Source organism: Natronococcus amylolyticus DSM 10524, assembly GCF_000337675.1.
GTDB classification, from domain to species: domain Archaea; phylum Halobacteriota; class Halobacteria; order Halobacteriales; family Natrialbaceae; genus Natronococcus; species Natronococcus amylolyticus.
On the sequence record NZ_AOIB01000020.1, the window covers coordinates 1 to 21,696 of the forward strand.

Genomic DNA, 21,696 nt, shown 5'->3' on the forward strand with positions numbered 1-21,696 from the left:
CTTGAATCGTCTATCGTATATGGGTCCAGTTCGGTGGTGCCGAATCGCGGACCGATCGGGCGTCACCGAACTACCAAGGCTCACATCAGATCCCATCTGTACGGCGGACCGCAGGGGTAGGATCCTCATTTCCTTCGGACGTATTCATAAGCCTCGAGGAGTACTTAACCCCTTCGAAGCTCGAGTTGGCACGTCCAATCCGACGGGCCGCCGAGCGGCGCCGTCGGGTTCTCGATTGCGTTCCATCCGAGTTCCCGTATGTACTTAAGGCCGTCGGATCGGCCCGTCCGGAACTTGCATCCGGAAACGGGATCGATCGTAGCCATCGAAGTCAACTACCGCACTCGTATGAGAGCGGTCGGGTTGGGATGGAGCGCCTGCCTCCGCGCCGGGATTCGGCCGGAGGGAACGCGGCGGGTGCGCCACGTCGTTCGCATTACTGACGAGTGCCCGGTGTGTATATAAGGCCGTCGTCTCGATCGGCGAGTGGTCCACGTTGATCGTTCTCGAGCAAGCGTGTAGTTCGATCGCGCTCCGGAAGGGAAGTAAGCGAAACGCGCACGAGACGGCAAGATCGACTCGAGACTTGTCCGATCCCGATCTCGAGCTGGACACCCTCCTGGTCCGAAGTCGTCCGTTCCGTCCCCCCAACGGCGATCGGTACGATTTAGCGGTAACGGGCTGTAGGGTCGCGTATGGATCGTTCGGGGTTCGTCAGACTCGCTCTCGTCGCGCTCGGACTCGTCGTCCTGAGTTTCTTCGTCCGCGGGTTCAGCCAACTTCTGTTCGGTCGTGGCGTCGCGGAGGTGCTCCAGGCGCCGTTCGCCGTAGTGGGGTTCGCGTTGCTGGTCTATCTCTTCCTCAGAGCGACTCTCGACGCGACCGGAATCTGGCCGATCGAACGGTCGGAGTCGTGATGGAAACGGTTTTTCGAACGCCGCGCAAAGAGCGGGATATGACAGTCGAGATGCGGGAGATCGCCGATCTCGGACCGGACGACCGGGTCGCGTTCTTCGAGCGCGACGCCGGTATCGAGGCCGTCAGAGGCGACGTCCGGGAGATCGTCGACAGAGTACGGGAGGAGGGTGACGTCGCCGTTCGGGAGTTCACGAGCGAGTTCGACGGCGTCGAGGTCGGCAACCTCGAGATCACCGACGATTGCGAGCGCGCCCTCGAGGCGGTCGACGACGAGCTGCTCGAGGCCATCGAGACAGCCGCAGCGAACGTCCGGGAGTTCCACGAGGCCCAGCTCCCCGAGGACTGGCGCGAGGAGTTCGGCGACGGACGGGAACTGGGACGGAGATTCCGTCCGCTCGAGCGCGTCGGCGTCTACGTCCCCGGCGGCTCGGCGGCCTACCCCTCGAGTGCAATCATGGGCGTCGTTCCGGCGGTCGTCGCGGGCGTCGACCACGTCGTCGTCGTCACCCCGCCCGCGGAGGAACTCAGCCCGGCGACGCTGGCGGCGATCCACGTCGCGGGCGCGGACGAAGTGTTCAGCGTCGGCGGCGCGCAGGCCGTCGCGGGGCTGGCGTACGGAACCGAGACGATCACGAACGTCCAGAAGATCGTCGGCCCCGGAAACAAGTGGGTCACGGCGGCCAAAGCCGAGGTTCGGGGTGACGTCGAAATCGACTTCCTCGCGGGGCCGAGCGAGGTCGTCGTTATCGCCGACGGCACGGCCGACCCGGAACTCGTCGCGAGCGAGCTGGTCGCCCAGGCCGAGCACGACCCGAACGCGTCGGTCGTAGCCGTCACCGACGACGAGGCGACCGCGGCGGCCGTCGTCGACGCCGTCGACGAGCAGGCGAGCGCACGCGAGCGCGAGGACGTGATCCGAGAGACGCTCGCGAACGACGCCAGCGGCGTGCTCCTCGCTCGCTCGATGAGCGAGGCGATCCTCTTCACCGAGTCGTACGCGCCCGAACACCTCTCGATCGTCGCCGAGGACGACGAATCGATCCTCGAGCGGATCGACAGCGCGGGTAGCGTCTTCCTCGGTCCGGAGACGCCGGTCGCAGCGGGTGACTACGCGAGCGGGACGAACCACGTGCTGCCGACCAACGGGTCCGCGCGGATCACTGGGGGCCTCTCGGTCGAGACGTTCCTGCGGTCGACGACCGTCCAGCGCCTCTCCGCCGGGGCTCTCGCCGACCTCGGGGAGACGGTGACGACCCTCGCCGACGCGGAGGGACTCGAGGCCCACGCCGAGAGCGTTCGGCGTCGACTCGACCGGAACCGGGACACGTAGCCCGATCCTACGCGCGGTAGGCACTGTCGATACACATCACTAATCTGTAATTGGATTTACGTAGCTGCGGAACAGAGTACCAGAGGAAATGGAGCCGTGTCAGGTCGATCCGACCGATGCACGCGTCCTCGAACGAAACTACGATTACGCACAGAAGAACGTTCGACTGCTCTCGATGTGGTACGAGTGCGACCTCGAGCGGATAATCGAACTGCTCGCAGAGAACGACATCGAACTCTCGGCGAACGACGAACGGCTGTTCGGGACGTACTATCGGTCGGTTCAGCAGCGCCCGCGCGTATAGGGCGAAAACGGGGTATCGATGGTTGACGACGGACTCGGAGCCGTGCGAACCGCGAGTCGACCCGCTCTCGGGGGTCGGGAATTCGGCGTCAAGGTTAACACCGTTGCGCGGGAAGGGACGTACATGAGCACCGATAGCGTGGACGGCGCGAGCGCGGAGACGCGTCCAGAGATCGAGGTAACCGAGTCGGCAGCCGAGCAGGCGCTGTCCCTGCTCGACAGCGAGGGGCTCGACGCCGGGGTGGCCGGCCTTCGGCTGTTCGTCCAGCAGGGCGGCTGTGCAGGACTGTCCTACGGGATGCGGTTCGACGACGCACCCGACGAGGACGACACGATCTACGAACACCACGAGCTACGGGTGTTCGTCGATCCGGCGAGTCTGAAGTACATCGAGGGAAGCATCCTCGACTACGAGAGCGGGCTGCAGGCCGAAGGGTTCCACGTCGAGAACCCGAACGTCGTCAGCGAGTGTGGCTGTGGCGAGTCGTTCCGGACGTAGTTACTCCTCGAGTTCGAACGCGACCGTTACTTCGGCCTGATACTCCCGGTTCTCGGCGCTTGCGATCTCGACGCCGAGTTCGTCGACCTCGACCCAGTAGACGTTCTGAAGGGTGTTCTCCGCGCGGTCGATCGCGTCGTCCGCGGCGTCGTCGAAGCTCTCCGTACTCGTGCCGATCAGCGTGATCTTCTTGAATACCATCGCCCGTAATCGTACACCGCTGCGGGTATTCAATGTATGGTCGGTGATAGCAAGACGCCGGTGAACGAGACGGTCTCCGCTGCCCCACAGACGGTTCGTCAACGCTTTTGGCGTCCCCACCGCAGTACGGGATATGAACGGCTCCGACGACTCGATCGACGTCACCGAGATCGACGAACTGACCCCACCGGACCGGACGCTGATGGGACCGGGTCCCAGCGACGTCCACCCCCGCGTGTTGCGAGCGATGAGCACCCCGCTCGTCGGCCATCTCGACCCCTCGTTCGTCGAGATCATGAACGAGGTACAGGAGTTGCTGCGATACACGTTCCGGACCGACAACCGGTGGACGATCCCGGTCTCGGGGACCGGCTCGGCCGCGATGGAGGCGGCGATCGGCAACGTCGTCGAACCCGGCGATACGATGCTGGTGCCGACGAACGGCTACTTCGGCGGCCGGATGGCCTCGATGGCTCGCCGCGCCGGCGGCGACGTCGTCGAGGTCGACGCGCCGTGGGGCGAACCGCTCGAGCCGGCGGCCGTCTCGGACGCGCTGGCCGAACACGATCCCGACGTCTTCGGCTTCGTTCACGCCGAGACGAGTACGGGCGTGCTCCAGCCCGACGTTGCCGAACTCACGGCAGCGGCTCACGACCACGACGCGCTGGTGATCGCCGACACCGTCACCTCGCTGGGCGGGGTCGAACTCCGCGTCGACGAGTGGGACATCGACGTCGCCTACTCCGGCCCCCAGAAGTGTCTCTCCTGTCCGCCCGGCGCGAGCCCGCTGACGCTGTCCGAGACGGCGATGGAGAAGGTCCTCTCCCGCGAGGAAGAGCCCCGGTCGTGGTACCTCGACCTCTCCCTGCTCGAGGGCTACTGGGGCGACGAGCGCGCGTACCACCACACCGCACCCGTCACGAACGTCTACGCGCTGCGGGAGGCGCTCCGACTGGTTGCCGAGGAGGGAATCGAACACCGCTGGGAGCGCCACGAGCGTCTGGCCGGCGCGCTGAAAGCCGGCGTCGAGGGGATGGGTCTGGAGATGAACGCCCCCGATGAGTACTGGCTCCCGAGTCTGAACGCCGTCCGAGTTCCCAACGGGGTTGACGACGGCGAGGTCTGTACCGAACTGCTCGAGCGCTACGATCTCGAGGTCGCGAACGGACTCGGCGATCTGGAGGGTGAGATCTTCCGCGTCGGCTGTATGGGCCACTCCGCGCGACCCCAGAACGTGATCTACGCGGTGACGGCGTTGGGTGACGTCCTCGAGTCGATGGGGGCGGACGTCGACCCGGGCGCCGGTGTAACTGCGACGCGCGGGGCGCTGGAGTAACGTTGTTCGGAGAAGGGAACGCGGGTATCAGGCGGAGACGGGCGGTCCCGACGGAACGCGTTCGACCTGATAGTCGTCGCCGTCGACGACGATGATCGCCCACTCGTAGCTCGGATCCGTGCGCTCGAGTTCGCGCTCGAGTGAGTCGGCGTCCTCCGGTCGGGCGACGAAACAGTGGAACTGTCCGGCCGCGGACGGAAGCGTTCCGGGCTCGAGGACGGGATTGACGTGGACAACCTTCCACTTTCGTTCGGCGCGAAACACGGGGCCAGTACCTTCGACGGTGTAACCCAGGTCGGCGAAAATCGACTTGGCCTGTTCGACGAGACGCATGTTAACAGGTCCCATTCAATACAGAGTATGTGACCCACCCTCATAAATCTAGGTCTGGCACATGCATTCGGCTGGGGAGCAAAAGATCGCGAACTAATATCGGCGATCGGACAACGACTACAAGGCGACTGTCCGTCCGAACGACAGTAAGCCACGATTGTCGTCGGTAGTCGCCGAACGTGGCACGTCACCGCTCGAGTCAATTGCGGTTACTCGTGGGCGGCGTCCCACTCGGTCGGCTTTCGGAAGTTCCCGCATTGGTTACACTGAATACGTCCCATCGAGTCCATCGCGTTGTCGAAGCTCTCGCAGTTGGTACAGAACCAGCCGTACCGTTGCCGTGTCTCGGGCGACTCGTAGGCGACGAGAAACGGTCCCTTGGATCCTCTGTCGCCGTCCGTTTCCGAGACGTAGACGGTGTCACCGTCGGCGGTCGACCTCGTTTCCATACTCGCCGATAGTATCGCTCGGAGTAAAGGACTGTCTCTCCGAACCCATGCGAGTTAGTCCCTTCCGTGTGAAAAATTGGCGTGCAGAACTGTCCCAACTGAAAGGTTTACCCGGGCGGGTACCGTCCGACTTTGTGATGACGTTGGTCGTGGTCCCCGTCCGATACCCTCTGTCGAAACACTCCAGACGAACCCTCGAGCGGGCGATCGAGGTCGCTCGCGAGCGCGACGCGGAGCTGACGATTCTGCACGTCGATCTCTACCAGAACGGGAAGAAGGTGAGCCGCATCGACCTCAAGGATGCCGTCGAATCGACGTTCGGTCGGATCGAGAACGCCCGGTACGTCGTCCGAACGGGCTTTCTCGTCGAGGAGAGCATCCTCGACGAGGTCGCCGCCGAGGAGGCCGATGCCGTCGTGATCGGAACCAAACAGGCGAGCCGGCTGCGCCGTCTCTTTCGGCGGTTTACCGACAACCCCGACATCGACGGCTACCTGCGAACGCACCTCGACTGTGAGGTTATCACCGTCGAGGGAGCCCGCGCGAGGTAACGATTACTTGTCGGGGTTTGCTGTGTCGCCGTCGGCGTCGACTGTGGGACCGACGTTCGGACGGGCCGTCTGGGAATCGTCGACGACCACTCTTGCGGTTCCGCTGTCTGCATCGAAGACGTGGTGGCGGTGGGGGTAGGCGAACTCGATGTCGGCGTCGGCGAAGCGTTCGCGGACCGCCGTCCGAACCGCCGATCGGGCGACCGCCTGCTTGTAGGGGTGTTGAACCCAGAAGAACAGCTCCAGCACGATGCCGTTGTCGGCGTACTCCCGGACGTTACAGATCGGGGCGGCGGCGTAGCGTGCGCTTCCGATCCGGATGTCGGGTCCGCCGGTGATGACGACGTCGACCGACCGCGCCGCCCGCTTGGCATGGTTGCGGGCGGCCTCGAGGTCACTCTCGTAGGTGATCTCGAACTCGAGGGAGAGTCGCGTTCGCTCGTCCTCGGCCGAGTAGTTGATCACGTCCCGTTGCTGGATCTCGGAGTTTGGAATGACGATGAAGGTGTTCTGAACGGTGAAGATCTTCGTGTACCTGATGGTGATATCCTCGACGAACCCGGTGTGGCCCTCGTCGACGATTTCGATCATATCACCGATCTCGTACGGTCTATCCGCCAGTACGAACAGGCCGTTGACGAAGCTGCCGACGAGCGGTGCGAGCACGACTGCGACCACGGCCGAGATGACGGTCACCGAGAGGAGGATCTGCGTGTCGCCGACGCCGAGAATGCCGGCGACGACGATGAGGGTCACGAACAGAACCGAGAACCTGACCGCTCGCAGGACCGTTCGCGTCACGCTCGGTCGTTCGATGCGACGCGCGACGGTCCGACCGGTCAACCGAACGACGAGCTTCGAGAGGTACCAGCCGACGACGATCACGACGGCCGCGAGGAGGAGCTGGCCGACGATTCCGGGAATCGCCTCGGGAAGTATCTCGTTGGTGCGCTCGAGGGCTTCCTCCTCCGGAACCTGTGCGACCTCCAGCATGGCAGCACACTCATGGGCGGCGTGGTTAAGGGTTCTGACCGTCATCGACGCCGAACGGTGACTCGATTTCCGAATCCGGTAGTACTCGCGTTGTAATAAATCATTTATCCGTCCGAATCCTGCCATCGGGTATGGCACCAGACGAACTTCGCTCGACCGTCGAGCGGGTCGGGGATCGGTTCAACCTCGGCGAGTACGAGATCGACGCCTACCTGACCGTCCTCGAGCAGGGACAGCTGACCGCAAGCGAGATCGCGGATCGGACCGAGATTCCCCAGCCTCGCGTCTACGACACCGTTCGCAGTCTGAGCGACCGGGGACTGGTCGAGCTGCGCGAGTCCCGACCGATGAAGGTCGTCGCGATCGATCCGGCCGACGCCTTCGACGAGGTCCAACACTCACTCGAGCAGATGATCGACGAACTCGAGGCCAGGTACACGGCGCCCGCGCGGGACACCGAGGCGGTGTCGCTCGTCAAGTCCCGTTCGACGATCCTGCGCTATCTCGAGGAGATCATCGCTGACGCCGAGTACGAGCTCTCGCTGTCGCTGACGCCCGATCTCCTCACCCGATTCGAGGACGAGCTTTCGGGGGCGCTCGACCGCGGCGTGAGCATCGATCTGATCGTGACCCCGGCCGCAGAGGCGCCCGCACCGGACGATTTCGACTACACCGCTATCGCGACGACGACGCGTGCCCGACGCGGGATCACGACGCCGGTGCTCGCCGTCGCCGACGGTAACTACTCCATCTACGCGACACAGGACGCGCTCCGGGACGACAAGGACCGCTACGGCGTTATCTTCAACCGCTCCGCACTCGGGTTTCTGGTGTCGGGCTTCTTCGGTACCGTGCTCTGGACGACCGCCGAGGAGACGCTCGGCGAGGACGCGGATCCTCGAAGCTACCCGCGAAAGTACGCCTCGATCCGACGCTGCGTGAAGGACGTCATCGAGGAGGGGGGAGAGTTCTACGCGACGATCGTCGGCCAGGACGTCGCCGTCGGCGGCCAGCGGGTCGTCCGCGGCCAGATCATCGACGTCTCCTTCGAGGTCAGCGAGGAGGTCGCCGCGATCACCCTCGAGAACGAGGACGGCTCGGAGGTGACCGTCGGCGGCCGGGTCGCCGCCCTCGAGGACGTCGAGGCTCACGAGATCCACATCGGCAGACACCGACCGCCCGAACTCGAGGAGTAGTCGCTCGAGTGCGGAGAGTAAATCTCCGATCGTAACGGTATTCGACGATTACGCGGTCCGTTCGTGGAGATTTTCAGCACATTGTGACCTTTATACGCCAACGATTAAGGTTCTGAGAGTGGTCGCGAACAGGGATGGTGCAAGACAGGTGTGAGCATACAACACCCACCAGCGTCTCTCGCCGATCGTTCGTCGCGGCGGCCTCGGTGGCCGGCGCCGGATCGGTCGGGATAGCGGGATGTCTCGGCCGCGGTGCGGAGGAGGGGGCTGTCGTCGTCTACGGCGACACCGACTTCCAGAACATCATGGATCCGGCGGGGGAGTTACATCAGGCGCTCTGGGACGCGGGTCTCGACGAGGCCATCACCGTCGCGGTCCGCACCGGACCGGACGAGACCGAGCAGCGCAGATCCGCCGCACAGTCCGCACTCCAGGCGGGGCGATCCGAGCCGGACATCTTCATGATGGACAGCGGATGGACGATCCCGTTTATCTTGCGCGGCCAGACGGTCGACCTCGAGGATCGGCTCTCGAGTGACACCCTTGGCCTGATCGAGAGCGACTACCTCGAGGCCGCAGTCGAGACCGCTCGCCACCCCGAGAGCGGAGAACTGCACGCACTGCCACTGTTTCCCGATTTCGGGACGATGCAGTTTCGACGGGATCTCGCCGAGGATGCCGGCTACGACACCGACGACTGGGGGACCGAGCCGATGTCCTGGCAGGAGTTCTCCGAGGTCGCGGCCGACGTTCGCGCCGACTCCGGTGTCGACTTCGGGTTCACCACGCAGGCGGCCGCCTACGAGGGGCTGGCCTGCTGTACGTTCAACGAGGTGATGAGCACCTGGGGCGGCGCGTACTTCGGCGGCCTCGACGAGCTGTTCGAGGCGGGTAACCGCGAGGTTACGGTCGACGAGGAGCCGGTCCTCGACGCCATTCGGATGATGCGGACGTTCGTTCGCGGCGCCGAGGACGAGTACGCCCTCGAGGGGTACGAGCAGATCGCCCCGACCGCGATCGCCCAGTACACCGAGGAGGACGCCCGCGGTCCCTTCGCGGCCGGCAACGTCGTGATGCATCGCAACTGGCCGTACTCGATCGCGATCGCTCACGACGACGGGATGGGCGACCAGGTCGGGATGATGCCGATGCCCTACGGCGTCGAGGAGGACGAGGCCCTCTACGACGGGGTCGGAGGGACCGCCGCTGCACTCGGTGGCTGGCACCTGACGCTGAACCCCGCAAGCGAGAATCAGGAGGAGGCGCTCCAGGTGCTGGACGCGTTCGCGACCGAGGAGGTCATGCTCACGATCTTTGCGATCCAGGGCTGGATCCCACCGATCGTCGAGCTGCTCGAGGAGGTCGATCCCGAGGAAACCGGTCCCGTCGCGGAGTACGCCGAGACCATTCAGATTGCGGGCGAGAACGCTGTTCCCCGGCCTGTAACCGACATCTGGCCGGAGCAGTCGGCACACATCTACCAGGAGATCAACAGGGCCTACCGGGGCGTGAAGTCACCCGAGGAGGCGATGACCGACCTGGCGGACCGACTCGAGGCCAGCGAGGCCGACGTAGGTGAGCAAGATGTCGAGTGATACCGGAATCGGCAGCGAGACCCCCGAACGCGAACGAACTGGCAACGCCGTCGTCAACTGGATGGAGGGGTTGAGCGAGGCGGCCTACGCCTACCTCCTGTTGATCCCCTCGTTCCTGTTGCTCGCCTTCATCGCCTTCTACCCGCTACTCATGACGTTCGTCATGTCGCTGCGGGAGGACCGAACGCGGGGTGCGGAGACCCTGGGCGGGTTCGTCGGCGTCGAGAACTACGTCGACGTGCTCACGGGTGACGTCAGGCTGGCCCAGCAGTTTCTGGACGTGTCGCTGACGGCGTCGTTTCCCTTCGTCGACTTCGGCGTCCCGCTCCTCCAGCAGGCGCTGTTCGTCACCCTCGGCTTCGCCGTCATCAGCGTCTTCTTCGAGACGGTCTTCGGCTTCGGGCAGGCGCTGATCCTCGACCAGGAGTTCCGCGGCCGGCGCTGGGTCAGGGTCGCGATCATCCTCCCGTGGGCCGTCCCGATCGTTATTCAGGGGATGATCTTCTTCCTGCTGTTCCAGCCGGAGGTCGGCTTCGGGACCGACCTGATGCAGTGGCTCGGCCTGTTCGGGCCGAACCCGCTCGCGGACAGCGGGGACGCGTTCGTCATCGTCCTTGTCGCCGACATCTGGAAGTCGACGGCGTTCATGGCGCTGCTGATCCTCGCGGGGCTCCAGAGCGTCGATCGGAGTCTCTACGACGTCGCGCGCGTCGCGGGTGCCTCCCCCTGGCAGCGGTTCAAACTGATCACGCTGCCGCTGATTCTGCCCGCCTTACTGGTCGCAATGTTGTTCCGGACGATGGACGCGATGCGCGTGTACGGGCTGATCGAGTCGAGCGTCGGCTGTACGACGGTGCCGTCGCTGACGTGTATGGTCGTCGAGGCGATGTTCGGCGGCACGCGCATCTTCGGGACCGCGGCGGCCGTCGCGTTCATGACCGCGCTGGTGATCGGACTGTTCATCTCGGTGTACATCGCCCTGTTCCGGGATACGGAGGCGGGATTCTACTGATGAGCCCAAATGACTACGACGAGACACGAGACGACGGAACCGCCTCCGAATCGAGCGACGAGAGCGCCAACGTTCGTGGAAACCGGACGGATCCGCGCCGTCATCTCCCGGACGGCGGTCGGGCTCCGAGTCGTCTCGCCGACGGTGGCGCCACACTCGGGGCCGGCGGTGACGCCGAACTCGATCGCGGCCCGTTCTCGCGGTGGGTCGACCGATCGATCCAGAATCCCCAGCGCGTCTACCGGGCGATGTTCTACGTCGCGGCGATCTTTTTCCTGTTCACGACGCTGTTTCCCTTCTACTGGCTGTTGATGGTCGCGCTCACGCCCGAGGGACAGCTCCGGGACATCGTCTTCACGCCGAACGGGTTCAATCCGGGCGCGTTCGTCGAGGTGTTCCAGACCCTGCCGTTTCACTGGTACATGTTCAACAGCTTCGTTATCGCGACAGCCTCGACGGTGCTGGTGCTGGTCGTCGCCAGCCTCGCGGGCTACGCGTTCGGTCGCCTCGAGTTCCCGGGGAAGACGCCGCTGATGTTGCTCGTGTTGGTCGTGTCGTTCTTCCCGCCGGCGGCGTTTTTCATCCCGCTGAACGACCTGTTCAACACCCCCGTCGAGATCCTCGAGCCGGTGATGAGCGACGGGACGCTGTACAACACGCCGGGGGCGATGGTGATGCCGATCTCGGCTATCTTCATGCCGCTGGCGATCTTCATCCTCACGACCTTCTACGCCCAGATTCCCGACGGGCTCGAGGACGCCGCTCGGGTCGAGGGAACCACCCGATTAGGCGCGCTGTTTCGGGTCATCATCCCGCTGTCGGCGCCCGGCGTCGCGACTGCCGGCGTGTTGACGTTCATCGCGGTGTACAACGAGTTCTTCTTTTCGTTCCTGATGACCGACGGCGAGGCAGAGAACTGGGCGCCGATCCTCGATGGGATTCTGGGCTACCAGGGCCAGTACGAGATCCTGTTCAACCTGATGGCCGCTGCGAGCATCATCGGCGTGCTCCCGGTCGCGATCCTCGTGATCGTGGCCCAGGAGAAGATCGTCAGCGGGCTCACCGCGGGCGCACTCAAGGAGTAAGACACTATGGCACGAGTACGACTCGAACACGTTACGAAACGCTACGACGATGTCGTCGCGGTCGACGACATGAACGTCGAGATCGAGGACGGGGAGTTCGTCTGCCTCGTGGGTCCCTCCGGCTGCGGGAAGTCGACCACGATGGAGACCATCGCCGGGTTGACTCGCCCCTCGGAGGGAACGGTGTACATCGGCGACACCGACGTCACGAACCTCGCTCCCAAGGATCGGGGCGTCGCGATGGTCTTCCAGAACATCGCGCTGTTTCCCCACATGGACGTCTTCGACAACGTCTCGTTCGGCCTCCGACTGCGGACGTTCGACGACGACGAGGTCGAACGGCGCGTCGAACAGGCCGCCGACATCGTCCAGCTCGAGGGGATGCTCGACCGGATGCCCGACGAGATGTCCGGCGGCCAGCGCCAGCGGGTCGCGATCGCCCGGGCGATCGTCCGCAACCCGGACGTATTCCTGATGGACGAGCCGCTCGCGAACCTGGACGCCAAACTTCGGGTTCACATGCGAACCGAACTCCAGCGACTCCACCGCGAACTGGAGACGACGATCATCTACGTCACGCACGACCAGGCCGAGGCGATGACGATGTCCGATCGGATCGCGGTCATCAACGCGGGCGAACTCCAGCAGATCGATCCGCCGCTGGTCTGTTACAACGAGCCCGCGAACCTGTTCGTCGCCGGCTTCATCGGCTCGCCGTCGATGAACTTCGTCCGGGGCGAGGTCGTCGCCGACGGCCTCGAGACGAAGAACTTCACGCTCGAGTTCGACCCCGCGGGAGCGACCGGCGTCGGCGTCGGCGACGACGTCACCCTTGGGGTCCGGCCCGAGGACGTCCACCTCTCGAGGGACGCCGACGATCTCTCCCGACCGACGAAGGGGGTCGAGGTGACGACCGACGTGCTCGAGCCGATGGGCGACGAGATCTTCGTCTACCTCGTGCTCGACGAGGGGGCCGAGCGGACGATGGAGGAGGACCCGTTGGACTCCCCGGATCAGCTCCTGATGAGCGTCTCGCCGGACACCGACATCAGCGAGGACGAGACCCTCGAGGTTGTTCTGGACGGGTCGAAGATCCACCTGTTCGACACCGCGAGCGGCGAGGCGCTCGTCCACGGAATCGCCGATCGTTCGGGGTCGGATCCGGGGACAGCGCCGACCGAAGCCGAAGACTGAGTTTCGTTTCGTTGCCGGTTCGATAGTTTCGACCGCAACCGAACGGCGGCGGCGGGCCGATAGACTCACCTACATAGAGAATAGCTACCAGTAGACTGAGCGAAACGCGTTCGTGCCACGGGAGGTGTCAGTGAACGAACGACGGAACAAAGGAAATCGAATACCAAGCCCCGCACGACTCCCGAATTCGAACCGCCGATCGAACCACCACACCCCCAAGCATGACCACATGACAACAGCACGAGGCGACATCAGAACCGGTATCGTTGGACTCGGGAACATCGGTCGCTACCACGCCGAACGCCTCCTCGAGCTCGACGTTCCGCTGGTCGGCGGGATGGACGTCGCGGCTGACGCACGAACCCGTTTCGCCCGTCGATACGACGTCGACGTCTACGACGATCACCACGAACTGTACGACGCCGTCGACGCCATCATCATTACGACGCCGAACAAGTACCACGAGGAGTACGCCGTCGGCGCCTTCGACCGGGACCTCCACGTCCTCCTCGAGAAGCCGCTCGCTCACTCCCTCGAGAGCGCCGAACGGATCGCGAGCGCTGCGGCCGACAGCGACGGCTACTGCATGGTCGGGTTCAACAATCGGTTCGCGAACACGGTCCGAATCGTCAGCGACCGGATCGAACGGGGCGAACTCGGCGATGTGTCACACATCGAGGCGAACTACGTCCGCCGACGGGGGATTCCGGGGCGCGGGTCGTGGTTCACCCGGCGCCAGATCGCGGGCGGCGGCGCGCTGATCGATCTCGGCGTCCACGCCATCGATCTCTCGCTGTACCTGCTCGGCGACCCGCCGATCGCGGAGGTAACCGGCGTCACCCGCGGCGAGTTCGGCTCTCGAGAGGAGTACGCCTACCTGGACATGTGGGGCGACGACGCGGGGCCCGCCGGCTTCGACGTCGACGACTCCGCTAGCGCGTTCATCCGGACCGCGGACGACCGAACGATCTCGCTCGAGGTCGCCTGGGCGACCAACCGTCCGGAGAACAACGAGTTCGTCGTTCGCGGAACCGAGTCCGCCGCGGTGTTCGACCTCCTCGACGGCGATCTCTCCGTTCACTCCGCGAGCACCGCCGGCCCGGACCACCTCGAGGATACCTCGATCGAGACCAGACAGAACGACACCCACACCGAGGAGCAGCGATCGTTCTTCGACTCGATCGCGGCCGGCGAGGTCGGCAACGAGAGCATTCAGCAGGCCCTTACCGTCCAGCGGGTGATCGACGGGATCTACCGCTCGAGCGAGACGGGTCGGACGGTCGCGATCGACGAGGAGTAGCCGGGGCTCACTCACGAAAGCGACCGACGGCCGTCTCTCCCGTCGACGGATCGGTCACGTCGACCCGACCGTTACCGGAGACGGTGATGTCGTATCCGGCGTACTCAAAGGAGAGTGATAGCTCGGTCGATGGATCGCTCCGAAACAGTGCGTCGAGCGCCTCGGGGTCGACGACGGCGTACAGCGGTTCGTAGGCCGGCGGCTCGATCGCCGTCACGTCGACCCCCTCGTGTTCGGCGACTGCCTCGATGATCACCCGTATCGGATACTCCGCTCCGTCGGCCGTCGACGGATCGCTCGGAGCGGTCATACGAGCAGTACCAGACACCTACGAATAAGGGTAGTGGTCCGTGTACGTTTCTGACAACCGTCCAGTACGGTCCGCCTACCCCTCGTCGCGGGCGTCCTCGAACGTCGCGATCGCCTCCTCCCGTCTGTTCGCGTGGTCGACGATCGGCTCGGGGTAGTCGGGGGCGAGTTCGGCTCGCTCCTCGGTGTCGAGGTCGGGCCACTCGTGGATCCGATCAGCCGGGACGTCCTCGAGTTCGGGGACGTGTTCCCGGATGTAAGCAGCGTCGGGGTCGTACTCTCGACCCTGTTTCGTCGGATTGAACACCCGAAAGTACGGCTGGGCGTCCGCCCCGGTCGAAGCCGCCCACTGCCAGCCGGCGACGTCGCTCGAGGTCTCGTGATCAGCGAGGTAGTGCCGGTACCAGTCGTACCCCTCGCGCCAGTCGACCAGCAGATCCTTCGTCAGGAACGAGGCGACGAGCATCCGAACCCGGTTGTGGACCCATCCCTCGGACCGAAGCTGGCGCATCCCGGCGTCGACGATCGGGTACCCGGTCTCACCAGCCCGCCAGGCTGCCAGTTCGTCCGGATCGTTTCGCCACTCGAGGTCGCTCTCGTAGCCGCTGAAATCCTCCGTGACGGTCTCGGGGTTGAACGCCAGCAGGTGAACGTAGAACTCCCGGAACGCTAGCTGCCGGCGAAACGCGACGACGCTCTCACGGGCGTCCTCGTCGGGCGCGTCCTCGAGCGCCCGTTCGGTTTCGACGTACACCTCCCGGGGGCCGATCGTTCCCCACTTGAGGTGTGTCGACAGACGGGAGGTCGTCCCGGCCGCGGGGACGTCCCGTTCGTCCGCGTAGCGGTAGATCGCGTCCGAGCAGAACGTCTCGAGGCGCTCCCGCGCCGCGTCGCGGGTTACTGCTGGGGGGTCGGCGTCGGGCTCGTCGAATCCGAGTTCCGAGAGTGACGGGATCGGGTTGGCCTCGCTCTCGCTTGCGTCCTCGAGGTCGGCGAGCTCGTCGGTTGTCGGTGCCGGCGCGGGATCGGCTTTCTCCCGGTCGCGCCACTTCTTCCAGAAGTAGGAAAACACCGAGTAGTGGTCGCCCTCGTTCGGCGAGATCGATCCCGGCTCGTGGTGAAGGCCGTCCGTAACCGACTCGTGATCGATCCCCTCCTCCTCGAGGGCCGCCCGAACCGCCTCGTCTCGCTCGGCGGCGAGTCCGCTGTAGTCCTCGTTCCAGACCACTCGAGCGGCGTCGCGCTCGGCTGCGAGGGAGGGAATTACCTCCCTCGCGTTCCCGCGGACGACGAGGAGATCGGAGCCGCGGTCGCGGTACCATGCCCGGAGATCGGCGAGCGCCTCGAGGAGACAGGCGACGCGGACCGGCGAGGCGTACTCGAGAATCGTCGGGTCGAGAACGAACACGGGGACGAGCCGATCGGCTTGGGCAGCCCGGGCGAGGGCGCGGTTGTCGACGCCCCGCAGGTCCTTGCGGTGCCAGTGAACGATCATATTCGGTGCGACACGGCTAGGGGGGAAAGTTTTGGACCCTTACTCGATTGGGAGTCACTCGCTCCCTGGCTTCCCGATCCGATCGAATCGTCTGGCGAGGTACCGGCGACCGGTGGAGACGATCCCGTCGACGGTGTAGTTAACGCCGATGTAGACGCTGATCAGGGCGAGGACGGTCCCCGCGACGACATCCAGGAACCAGTGAATACCTAAATACATCGTCGACAGCGCGACACTGATGGCGAGAAAGCCCGACAGCGGAACCCACAGCGGGTACCGGTCGCGAGTCAGCCAGGCCAGGAAGAACACCGTCATCGATAACGACGTGTGCAGCGACGGGAAGACGTTCGTGTTCTGATTGACCTGATTGGTGAGCGTCCGCGACTGCGGGAAGGCGTCGTACAGCAGTGGTTCGAACACCAGCGGATCGAAGTTCCGGGGACCGTAGGCGATAAAGAGCATATAACAGACCAGGCCGATCCCGTAGTTGGCCGTAAACGCGAGCAACAGCGTCGACAGCTCCTCCATCTCCTCGAGCGCGAAGTAGGCGACGATCGGGAACAGCAACAGGAACGCGTAGCCGTAGATGTAGATGAAGACGAAGAACTCGGTCAGCGCCTCGGTCTGGATCGACTGGAGGAGGACGACCGGCGTCTCGCCGAGCAGTCGCTGCTCCAGCGCGAACAGGGTGTGAGTGATGTTGTGTCCGACCACCCGACGCTCGAGACGCAGGACGACGTCCCGGGTGGACCACCGCAACGCGAGCACGACTCCGAGCGCGGCGATCGGCAGCAGGCAGGCCTCCAGTCGCCATCGATAGCCCCGAACCGCGGCGACGAGACGGCGGGGCCCGACGAACACGAGCGTCGCCGTGACGAGCATCGTCGTCACGACGAGCGCGAGTTCGAGGACGACCTGGGCGAGGGTCATACGGGATACGTACGTCGCGGGAGACATTAATACGGCCCGGTCGGATCATCGCCGTCTCGTACGGGCGACTGGACATCGTCGGAGCGAGCGTGAGCCGTGCTACGGTCGCTCCGGGTACTCGGGACGGCAGACCGTCCGGATACTCGGGGCAACAGACGGTCTCACTCGAGCAGAGCGCCGTCCTCGTACCGATAGTTTTCGGCCTCGAAGAGCGATCGTGCCTCCTCCGCGTCGACCTCGCCGTCCGAGCCCGGAAACGCGGTGAGCTCGGTCTCCTCGTCGGTCAGTTCGCTTTCGCGAACGCCGAACAGCGAACTCAGCGATCGGGCCGGCTCCGCGAATCCGTCGAGCAACTCGGCAGCGGCGTGATCCCGGTCGAGCAATCGCGAGAGAAGCCGGCGGAAGTGGGGGTTGCCGAGCTGTTCGTGGTGGCTGTTGTAGCCGATCATGTAGAACTCGTCGGTCTGTTCGGTTAGCACGGACCGACCCGGAAGGTCGCTGACTCGTCCGGTCTCGTCGGCCGGGAGCGGGGTCCCCGTGAGGTCGATCTCCTCCTCCTCGAGCAGGTCGACGACTGCCCCCGAGTTCGGCGCGACGACGAACCTGATCCCGTCGAACTGCGGAAACTCCTCGACGACCGAGGGTCCGTCGTCCGCGTCATAGAGGGCGTGATCGGTAAACGGAACGAGCTCCACCTCGGTGTCGTCGGTGACCGCCTCGAGTTCGAACAGTCCAGAACCGACCGGTTCCTCGTTGTCGTGAACGAGCGCCTCGGTCTGGCGTTCGCCGACGACGGTCGACCGGGGTTCCCAGACGTGAGCGGGCAACACCGGAACCTGAAACGCCCGGATCGCCGTCTCTCGGTTCGTGGTTCGAAGCGAGAACTCGACCGTTCGGGAGTCGACCGCCTCGACGCTCTCGGCGAGACTCTGCTGGCCCCGATACTGGGGTGCGGGGACGCCGCTCTCGGTCTCGCCGAGGGACGTATCCCGAAGGAATCGATGGGTGAACGCGACGTCCTCGGCATCGAGAGACTCCCCGTCGTGCCAGCGCTGGTCGTCTCGCAGGGTGACTCTCGCCTCGAGCAGTGAGCCGCCGTCCCACTCGACGTCCTCGGCCAGCCAGGGGATCGCCCCGTCGTCAGTCCGATACACGAGCGGGTCGTAGAGCAGCGCCAACAGCGCGGGAATCTGGTTGGAGTCGACGACGATCGGATTCATTCGGCTGGTGAGCGCCTCGCCGAAGACGCCGACCTCGAGTGGGCGGTCCTGCGGCCCCTCGTCGGGGGGCTCCGAGAGAATCTCGAGGTAGTCGATCGGCTGGTACGGCGGGCCCGAAACGGTCTCCGACAGCGTCGCTCCGACGGCGCCGATCCGGGACGGAAAGGCGACGGTCGTGTACGGGACCGTCTCGGTGAGGTGGTCGAACAGCTCCGAGAGCACCCGGTCGCGGTCCTCGTCCGCGGTGGTAAGCTGGGTCTCGAGCAGATCGTCGGCGGTAACGTCCGAGAACTGAAACGGGTTCTGCCAGCCCGCTTCGGTGGCGTACCGAGAGTGCAACAGCCCGCGAAGCGCGTCGTACTCGTCGATACCGGCGTGTCTGGCGACGAAGACGTCGTAATCGCCCTCCAGCAGAACGTTGCGGTGTAACTCCGCTTTGGCGATCGGCTCGAACGTCGCGTCGATTCCGGCGGTCTCGAAGTTCTCCCGAAGCTGGCTCGCGATCTTCGCGGCGATGATGTCGTCGTCCGCGGGGACCGCTTTGATCGTCAGCGAGACCTGGTCCGGACCGGGACTCTCGGCGCGAGACCAGAGCCTCTCGGTGCAGCCGGCGAGCGAGCCGGTGATACCGGTGGCGGTCCCCGCGAGTACTCTCCGACGCGTCGTCGGAGAACCGACGTCCTCCATATACGGAACGGTATGGTACCGCGGTGTATAGGACTTACTCCCGAAGCGACAACTCGTATATCCGCCGTACGGAAGATCTACCGCGCCATATCACGACCTGGAGCTGCTCTGCTAGGCGGAGGAAACGTTAAGAGAGTTGATTGTGTACGTCAGATCCGTCTCCCGTCGCGACTCCCGGCTGGACCGATCGGTCCGCGATCGAACGCGTCGGAGGCCGACAGCGTGATCCCGATGACAGACAGAAGCCTTCACCTTCCGGTCGCAGCACAGCCCTCGGTCGACTCGCTCGTCGAACTCGCGGCGCTCGGCGAGTCCCACGACTACGAGTACGCCTGGCTCCCCGAGACGTGGGGCCGGGACGCGGTCACCGTCCTGACCGCGATGGCTCGAGAGACCGACGAGATCGGGCTCGGCCCGAGCATCGTCAACGTCTACTCCCGGTCGCCGGCGTTGCTCGGCCAGACGATGACGACACTCCAGGAAGTCGCCGACGGACGGCTTCGGGCGGGAATTGCGCCGAGCGGTCCCGCCGTTATCGAGGGCTGGCACGGGGTCGAGTTCGACCGTCCCCTCCGGCGGACCCGCGAGTATCTCGAGATCATGCGCGCGGTGATGAGCGGAGAGACGGTCAACTACGACGGCGATATCTTCTCGCTGGCGGGGTTTCGACTGCGCTGTGAACCCCCGTCCGAACCTGTCCCGATCGACGCCGCGGGAATGGGACCGAAATCAGTCGAACTTGCCGGTCGGTTCGCCGACGGCTGGCACGCGATCGTCTTCACCCCCGACGGGCTCGCGGACCGTCTCGAGGATCTCCGGCGCGGGATGGAACTCGGTGACCGCGATTCCGACGACGTCCGCGTCACGCTCTCGGTGACGGCGTGTGCGCTCGAGGACGGCGATCGCGCCCGCGACCTCGCGCGCCAGCACCTGGCGTTTTACGTCGGTGCGATGGGAACGTACTATCGGGAGTCACTCGCTCGGCAGGGGTACGAGGAGGCGGCCAACGAGATCGCCGCCGCGTGGGCCAGCGGCGAACACGACCGTGCCGTCGAGCGGATTCCCGACGCACTGCTCGACGACCTCGGTGCTGCGGGAACGCCCGAACGCGCCCGCGAGGAACTCGAGAAGTTCGCGGCTATCGACGGCGTCGACGATCTCGCGATCGGATTTCCCCGCGGCGCCGACCGGGACGAGATCGAGGCGACGATCGAAGCGCTCGCACCCGACCACTGAGAGAGCGGACGAGAGCCGTCGCTACGGGGAGAGCGAGGACGGGAACGGACCCGTAGCCGACACGAGGAGCTGCAAAACGGAGCGGAAATCCCTCGGTGCAGAGGTCGATCGCTGCAAGCATCGGGCGCCGGTCCTGTTACCGTGACGAGATCCCGTAATCGACGTGTACTTCGGGTGTGCTCGCCGAGTCGGACATCTCGACGCCGTTCCAGTCGACAACATAAACGTTGGCCATCTGGCCCGAGAAGCGAAACCGCTGGACGCCGACCTCGATCGTTCCTTCCGCGACGCCACCCGAGACGACCGTCCCTTCCGCAACGGGATCGTCCGCGAGCATTTCGATCTCGCCGTCGACCGCGATCTCGAAGTTCGACGGCACCCCGCGGCCGACGATCGTAACCAGATTCGGAAGCCGATCGTCCCGGCTACCGGAAGCATCGTTCTGCACCGAAGTGTCTGATGACATAATTCCATAAGTTGAGCATTCCGGCATAAGCTTTCTTGTGCAATAAAAAGTAGCTCAAAATTAAATACAACGTTCCGAACGGAACGGCCCCGGAAACCACCAGTCGTGGTTACTTCGTCCGCTGGACCGTGTGTCCGCTGCTATCGAAAGAGTGTTCATCGTACATCATAATAAGGATTTCTGATACTGTACTGCGGGTGAGGCGTCCGCGGTGTCACGTTGCCGACCGATGGTGGGTCGTCTCGAGGGGCGAACACAGCAAGCTCATTCGATCGGGAGCGGGGTCGTCTCGATGCTCCCTCGCCGTCCGTCTAGCACGTCGAACCGCTCCCCCCGCCGGCGCTCGAGCCAGTGCAGCAGTCGCTCGGCCCACTCGAGTTTGCGGGCTTTCGTTGGGCCGACGGACGGGTCGTCGAACGCCCAGCCGACGAACCGGAGTCGGGCGGCCCCCAGGTGATCCGCGAGAAAGGCGGCCCGATCGCCGTCGGTAAACCCCCCGAGATTTCGGACCGGACCGCGGGACGCGACCTGCGTCGTCGGCAGGACCCAGTCGTCGCGACAGCCGGGAACGACCGCCCGAAGTTGCGCCACGTTGTCGCCGTGAGCGTGAACCGCAACAGGCGTCTCCCGCTCGGTCAGTCGCCTGACGGTGTCGGGGTTCTTGTCGAGATCGGTGACCATGCAGTCGACGCCGACGCCGGCTTCGAGAAGGGTGTCGGCGGCCGTCGAGGCGGCGAAGACGACGTCGGCCTCGCGGGCATCGTCGAGTTCGTCCGACAGGTTCGGGCCGGCCCCCGCGATCGCGACGGTCGCTCCGTCGGCTGCGTCGAGCCGCTCGAGGTCGAACGGCTCCGTGAGTGAGGCCAGGACGTCCCGTGCGCGCTCGTCGCCGTCGCGGTCGTAGCCGAAATCACGGCGAATCGCCTCGTACACCGGTTCCCACTCGTCGAACTCCATACGCGTACTCTACGCTGCTGGCGTATGTGTCTGTGCGTTCCACTGATGGCGTGTGTGTCTGTGCGTTTCGCTGCCAGTATCTGTATCCGTGCGTTCGACGG

23 protein-coding genes are annotated in these 21,696 nt (G+C 64.8%); 13 read left to right on the forward strand and 10 right to left on the reverse strand.

The genetic code is table 11. The features are described 5' to 3' along the window. Positions 1-695 precede the first annotated feature (695 nt). The 4 genes from C491_RS08355 to C491_RS08370 all read left to right on the forward strand — a co-directional run bounded on the left by C491_RS08355 (position 696) and on the right by C491_RS08370 (position 3,050). Positions 696-917, forward strand: a complete 222-nt coding sequence (locus tag C491_RS08355) for a hypothetical protein (protein ID WP_005555202.1) — start codon at positions 696-698, stop codon at positions 915-917. Between the two features lie 38 nt (positions 918-955). Then, positions 956-2,248 carry a histidinol dehydrogenase gene (hisD, locus tag C491_RS08360; RefSeq protein ID WP_049891650.1) on the forward strand — a complete coding sequence of 431 codons (1,293 nt, stop codon included), beginning with the start codon at positions 956-958 and terminating at the stop codon, positions 2,246-2,248. 88 nt (positions 2,249-2,336) lie between these two features. Continuing rightward, positions 2,337-2,552 (forward strand): hypothetical protein, encoded by a 216-nt coding sequence (locus tag C491_RS08365; RefSeq protein WP_005555205.1) that lies wholly within the window; start codon positions 2,337-2,339, stop codon positions 2,550-2,552. A 123-nt stretch (positions 2,553-2,675) separates the two neighbouring features. Then, positions 2,676-3,050: a HesB/IscA family protein gene (locus C491_RS08370; RefSeq protein WP_005555206.1), complete on the forward strand. Its 375-nt coding sequence runs from the start codon at positions 2,676-2,678 to the stop codon at positions 3,048-3,050. Here C491_RS08370 and C491_RS08375 read toward each other — a convergent pair whose 3' ends face one another. Further along, positions 3,051-3,251: a dodecin gene (locus C491_RS08375; protein ID WP_005555208.1), complete on the reverse strand. Its 201-nt coding sequence runs from the start codon at positions 3,249-3,251 to the stop codon at positions 3,051-3,053. A gap of 133 nt (positions 3,252-3,384) precedes the next feature. Between C491_RS08375 and C491_RS08380 the strand changes: the two genes are divergently transcribed. Beyond that, the gene (locus C491_RS08380; protein ID WP_005555209.1) at positions 3,385-4,587 is read left to right on the forward strand and encodes a pyridoxal-phosphate-dependent aminotransferase family protein; all 1,203 of its coding nucleotides are present in this window, start codon (positions 3,385-3,387) and stop codon (positions 4,585-4,587) included. Positions 4,588-4,614: 27 nt separating this feature from the next. Here C491_RS08380 and C491_RS08385 read toward each other — a convergent pair whose 3' ends face one another. After that, the gene (locus C491_RS08385) at positions 4,615-4,920 is read right to left on the reverse strand and encodes a DUF7116 family protein (RefSeq protein WP_005555211.1); all 306 of its coding nucleotides are present in this window, start codon (positions 4,918-4,920) and stop codon (positions 4,615-4,617) included. A gap of 209 nt (positions 4,921-5,129) precedes the next feature. Beyond that, a complete protein-coding gene (locus tag C491_RS08390; RefSeq protein ID WP_005555212.1) occupies positions 5,130-5,369 on the reverse strand; it encodes a DUF5816 domain-containing protein in 240 nt (79 codons plus the stop codon). A 137-nt stretch (positions 5,370-5,506) separates the two neighbouring features. On the opposite strand from C491_RS08390, the gene C491_RS08395 reads away from it, so the two are divergent. Then, positions 5,507-5,920 (forward strand): universal stress protein, encoded by a 414-nt coding sequence (locus C491_RS08395; protein ID WP_005555213.1) that lies wholly within the window; start codon positions 5,507-5,509, stop codon positions 5,918-5,920. A 3-nt stretch (positions 5,921-5,923) separates the two neighbouring features. Here the strand turns inward: C491_RS08395 and C491_RS08400 are convergent, their stop codons facing one another. Continuing rightward, on the reverse strand, positions 5,924-6,913 hold the full coding sequence (locus tag C491_RS08400) for a mechanosensitive ion channel family protein (RefSeq protein WP_049891654.1): 990 nt from the start codon (positions 6,911-6,913) through the stop codon (positions 5,924-5,926). 131 nt (positions 6,914-7,044) lie between these two features. On the opposite strand from C491_RS08400, the gene trmB reads away from it, so the two are divergent. The 6 genes from trmB (at position 7,045) to C491_RS08430 (ending at position 14,295) form a co-directional block, all read left to right on the forward strand. Beyond that, positions 7,045-8,109 (forward strand): HTH-type sugar sensing transcriptional regulator TrmB, encoded by a 1,065-nt coding sequence (trmB, locus tag C491_RS08405; RefSeq protein ID WP_005555217.1) that lies wholly within the window; start codon positions 7,045-7,047, stop codon positions 8,107-8,109. Between the two features lie 134 nt (positions 8,110-8,243). Beyond that, positions 8,244-9,704 (forward strand): extracellular solute-binding protein, encoded by a 1,461-nt coding sequence (locus C491_RS08410; protein WP_049891635.1) that lies wholly within the window; start codon positions 8,244-8,246, stop codon positions 9,702-9,704. Next, the gene (locus C491_RS08415) at positions 9,694-10,716 is read left to right on the forward strand and encodes a carbohydrate ABC transporter permease (protein ID WP_005555220.1); all 1,023 of its coding nucleotides are present in this window, start codon (positions 9,694-9,696) and stop codon (positions 10,714-10,716) included. The genes C491_RS08410 and C491_RS08415 overlap by 11 nt, the downstream gene beginning before the upstream one ends. Further along, the gene (locus C491_RS08420) at positions 10,716-11,801 is read left to right on the forward strand and encodes a carbohydrate ABC transporter permease (protein WP_005555223.1); all 1,086 of its coding nucleotides are present in this window, start codon (positions 10,716-10,718) and stop codon (positions 11,799-11,801) included. Before C491_RS08415 ends, C491_RS08420 begins: the two co-directional genes overlap by 1 nt. A 6-nt stretch (positions 11,802-11,807) precedes the next feature. After that, the gene (locus C491_RS08425; RefSeq protein WP_005555225.1) at positions 11,808-12,995 is read left to right on the forward strand and encodes an ABC transporter ATP-binding protein; all 1,188 of its coding nucleotides are present in this window, start codon (positions 11,808-11,810) and stop codon (positions 12,993-12,995) included. 229 nt (positions 12,996-13,224) lie between these two features. Beyond that, entirely contained in the window at positions 13,225-14,295 is a 1,071-nt protein-coding gene (locus C491_RS08430) for a Gfo/Idh/MocA family protein (RefSeq protein ID WP_005555226.1), read from the forward strand. Positions 14,296-14,302: 7 nt separating this feature from the next. Here the strand turns inward: C491_RS08430 and C491_RS08435 are convergent, their stop codons facing one another. From C491_RS08435 to C491_RS08450, 4 genes are all read right to left on the reverse strand, one after another. After that, a complete protein-coding gene (locus tag C491_RS08435; protein WP_005555227.1) occupies positions 14,303-14,605 on the reverse strand; it encodes a HalOD1 output domain-containing protein in 303 nt (100 codons plus the stop codon). A 75-nt stretch (positions 14,606-14,680) separates the two neighbouring features. Continuing rightward, positions 14,681-16,099, reverse strand: a complete 1,419-nt coding sequence (locus tag C491_RS08440; protein WP_005555228.1) for a cryptochrome/photolyase family protein — start codon at positions 16,097-16,099, stop codon at positions 14,681-14,683. Between the two features lie 54 nt (positions 16,100-16,153). Next, positions 16,154-17,029 carry a phosphatase PAP2 family protein gene (locus tag C491_RS08445; RefSeq protein WP_005555229.1) on the reverse strand — a complete coding sequence of 292 codons (876 nt, stop codon included), beginning with the start codon at positions 17,027-17,029 and terminating at the stop codon, positions 16,154-16,156. Positions 17,030-17,190: 161 nt separating this feature from the next. Then, positions 17,191-18,936, reverse strand: coding sequence for an ABC transporter substrate-binding protein (locus C491_RS08450; protein WP_005555230.1), 1,746 nt, complete (start codon positions 18,934-18,936; stop codon positions 17,191-17,193). A gap of 231 nt (positions 18,937-19,167) precedes the next feature. On the opposite strand from C491_RS08450, the gene C491_RS08455 reads away from it, so the two are divergent. Further along, positions 19,168-20,172 carry a TIGR04024 family LLM class F420-dependent oxidoreductase gene (locus tag C491_RS08455; RefSeq protein ID WP_049891638.1) on the forward strand — a complete coding sequence of 335 codons (1,005 nt, stop codon included), beginning with the start codon at positions 19,168-19,170 and terminating at the stop codon, positions 20,170-20,172. Positions 20,173-20,308: 136 nt separating this feature from the next. On the opposite strand, the gene C491_RS08460 is transcribed toward C491_RS08455, so the two are convergent. Both C491_RS08460 and C491_RS08465 read right to left on the reverse strand, forming a co-directional pair. Then, positions 20,309-20,638 (reverse strand): hypothetical protein, encoded by a 330-nt coding sequence (locus C491_RS08460; RefSeq protein ID WP_049891639.1) that lies wholly within the window; start codon positions 20,636-20,638, stop codon positions 20,309-20,311. Positions 20,639-20,902: 264 nt separating this feature from the next. Then, positions 20,903-21,595, reverse strand: a complete 693-nt coding sequence (locus C491_RS08465; RefSeq protein ID WP_005555235.1) for a 6-hydroxymethylpterin diphosphokinase MptE-like protein — start codon at positions 21,593-21,595, stop codon at positions 20,903-20,905. Positions 21,596-21,696: the final 101 nt, after the last annotated feature.

Coding starts and splice junctions, on each gene's coding strand:
- C491_RS08355 (WP_005555202.1), top strand. CDS start 696: ATGGATCGTTCGGGGTTCGTCAGACTCGCTCTCGTCGCGCTCGGACTC.
- hisD (WP_049891650.1), top strand. CDS start 956: ATGACAGTCGAGATGCGGGAGATCGCCGATCTCGGACCGGACGACCGG.
- C491_RS08365 (WP_005555205.1), top strand. CDS start 2,337: ATGGAGCCGTGTCAGGTCGATCCGACCGATGCACGCGTCCTCGAACGA.
- C491_RS08370 (WP_005555206.1), top strand. CDS start 2,676: ATGAGCACCGATAGCGTGGACGGCGCGAGCGCGGAGACGCGTCCAGAG.
- C491_RS08375 (WP_005555208.1), bottom strand. CDS start 3,251: ATGGTATTCAAGAAGATCACGCTGATCGGCACGAGTACGGAGAGCTTC.
- C491_RS08380 (WP_005555209.1), top strand. CDS start 3,385: ATGAACGGCTCCGACGACTCGATCGACGTCACCGAGATCGACGAACTG.
- C491_RS08385 (WP_005555211.1), bottom strand. CDS start 4,920: ATGCGTCTCGTCGAACAGGCCAAGTCGATTTTCGCCGACCTGGGTTAC.
- C491_RS08390 (WP_005555212.1), bottom strand. CDS start 5,369: ATGGAAACGAGGTCGACCGCCGACGGTGACACCGTCTACGTCTCGGAA.
- C491_RS08395 (WP_005555213.1), top strand. CDS start 5,507: ATGACGTTGGTCGTGGTCCCCGTCCGATACCCTCTGTCGAAACACTCC.
- C491_RS08400 (WP_049891654.1), bottom strand. CDS start 6,913: ATGCTGGAGGTCGCACAGGTTCCGGAGGAGGAAGCCCTCGAGCGCACC.
- trmB (WP_005555217.1), top strand. CDS start 7,045: ATGGCACCAGACGAACTTCGCTCGACCGTCGAGCGGGTCGGGGATCGG.
- C491_RS08410 (WP_049891635.1), top strand. CDS start 8,244: ATGGTGCAAGACAGGTGTGAGCATACAACACCCACCAGCGTCTCTCGC.
- C491_RS08415 (WP_005555220.1), top strand. CDS start 9,694: ATGTCGAGTGATACCGGAATCGGCAGCGAGACCCCCGAACGCGAACGA.
- C491_RS08420 (WP_005555223.1), top strand. CDS start 10,716: ATGAGCCCAAATGACTACGACGAGACACGAGACGACGGAACCGCCTCC.
- C491_RS08425 (WP_005555225.1), top strand. CDS start 11,808: ATGGCACGAGTACGACTCGAACACGTTACGAAACGCTACGACGATGTC.
- C491_RS08430 (WP_005555226.1), top strand. CDS start 13,225: ATGACAACAGCACGAGGCGACATCAGAACCGGTATCGTTGGACTCGGG.
- C491_RS08435 (WP_005555227.1), bottom strand. CDS start 14,605: ATGACCGCTCCGAGCGATCCGTCGACGGCCGACGGAGCGGAGTATCCG.
- C491_RS08440 (WP_005555228.1), bottom strand. CDS start 16,099: ATGATCGTTCACTGGCACCGCAAGGACCTGCGGGGCGTCGACAACCGC.
- C491_RS08445 (WP_005555229.1), bottom strand. CDS start 17,029: ATGACCCTCGCCCAGGTCGTCCTCGAACTCGCGCTCGTCGTGACGACG.
- C491_RS08450 (WP_005555230.1), bottom strand. CDS start 18,936: ATGGAGGACGTCGGTTCTCCGACGACGCGTCGGAGAGTACTCGCGGGG.
- C491_RS08455 (WP_049891638.1), top strand. CDS start 19,168: ATGACAGACAGAAGCCTTCACCTTCCGGTCGCAGCACAGCCCTCGGTC.
- C491_RS08460 (WP_049891639.1), bottom strand. CDS start 20,638: ATGTCATCAGACACTTCGGTGCAGAACGATGCTTCCGGTAGCCGGGAC.
- C491_RS08465 (WP_005555235.1), bottom strand. CDS start 21,595: ATGGAGTTCGACGAGTGGGAACCGGTGTACGAGGCGATTCGCCGTGAT.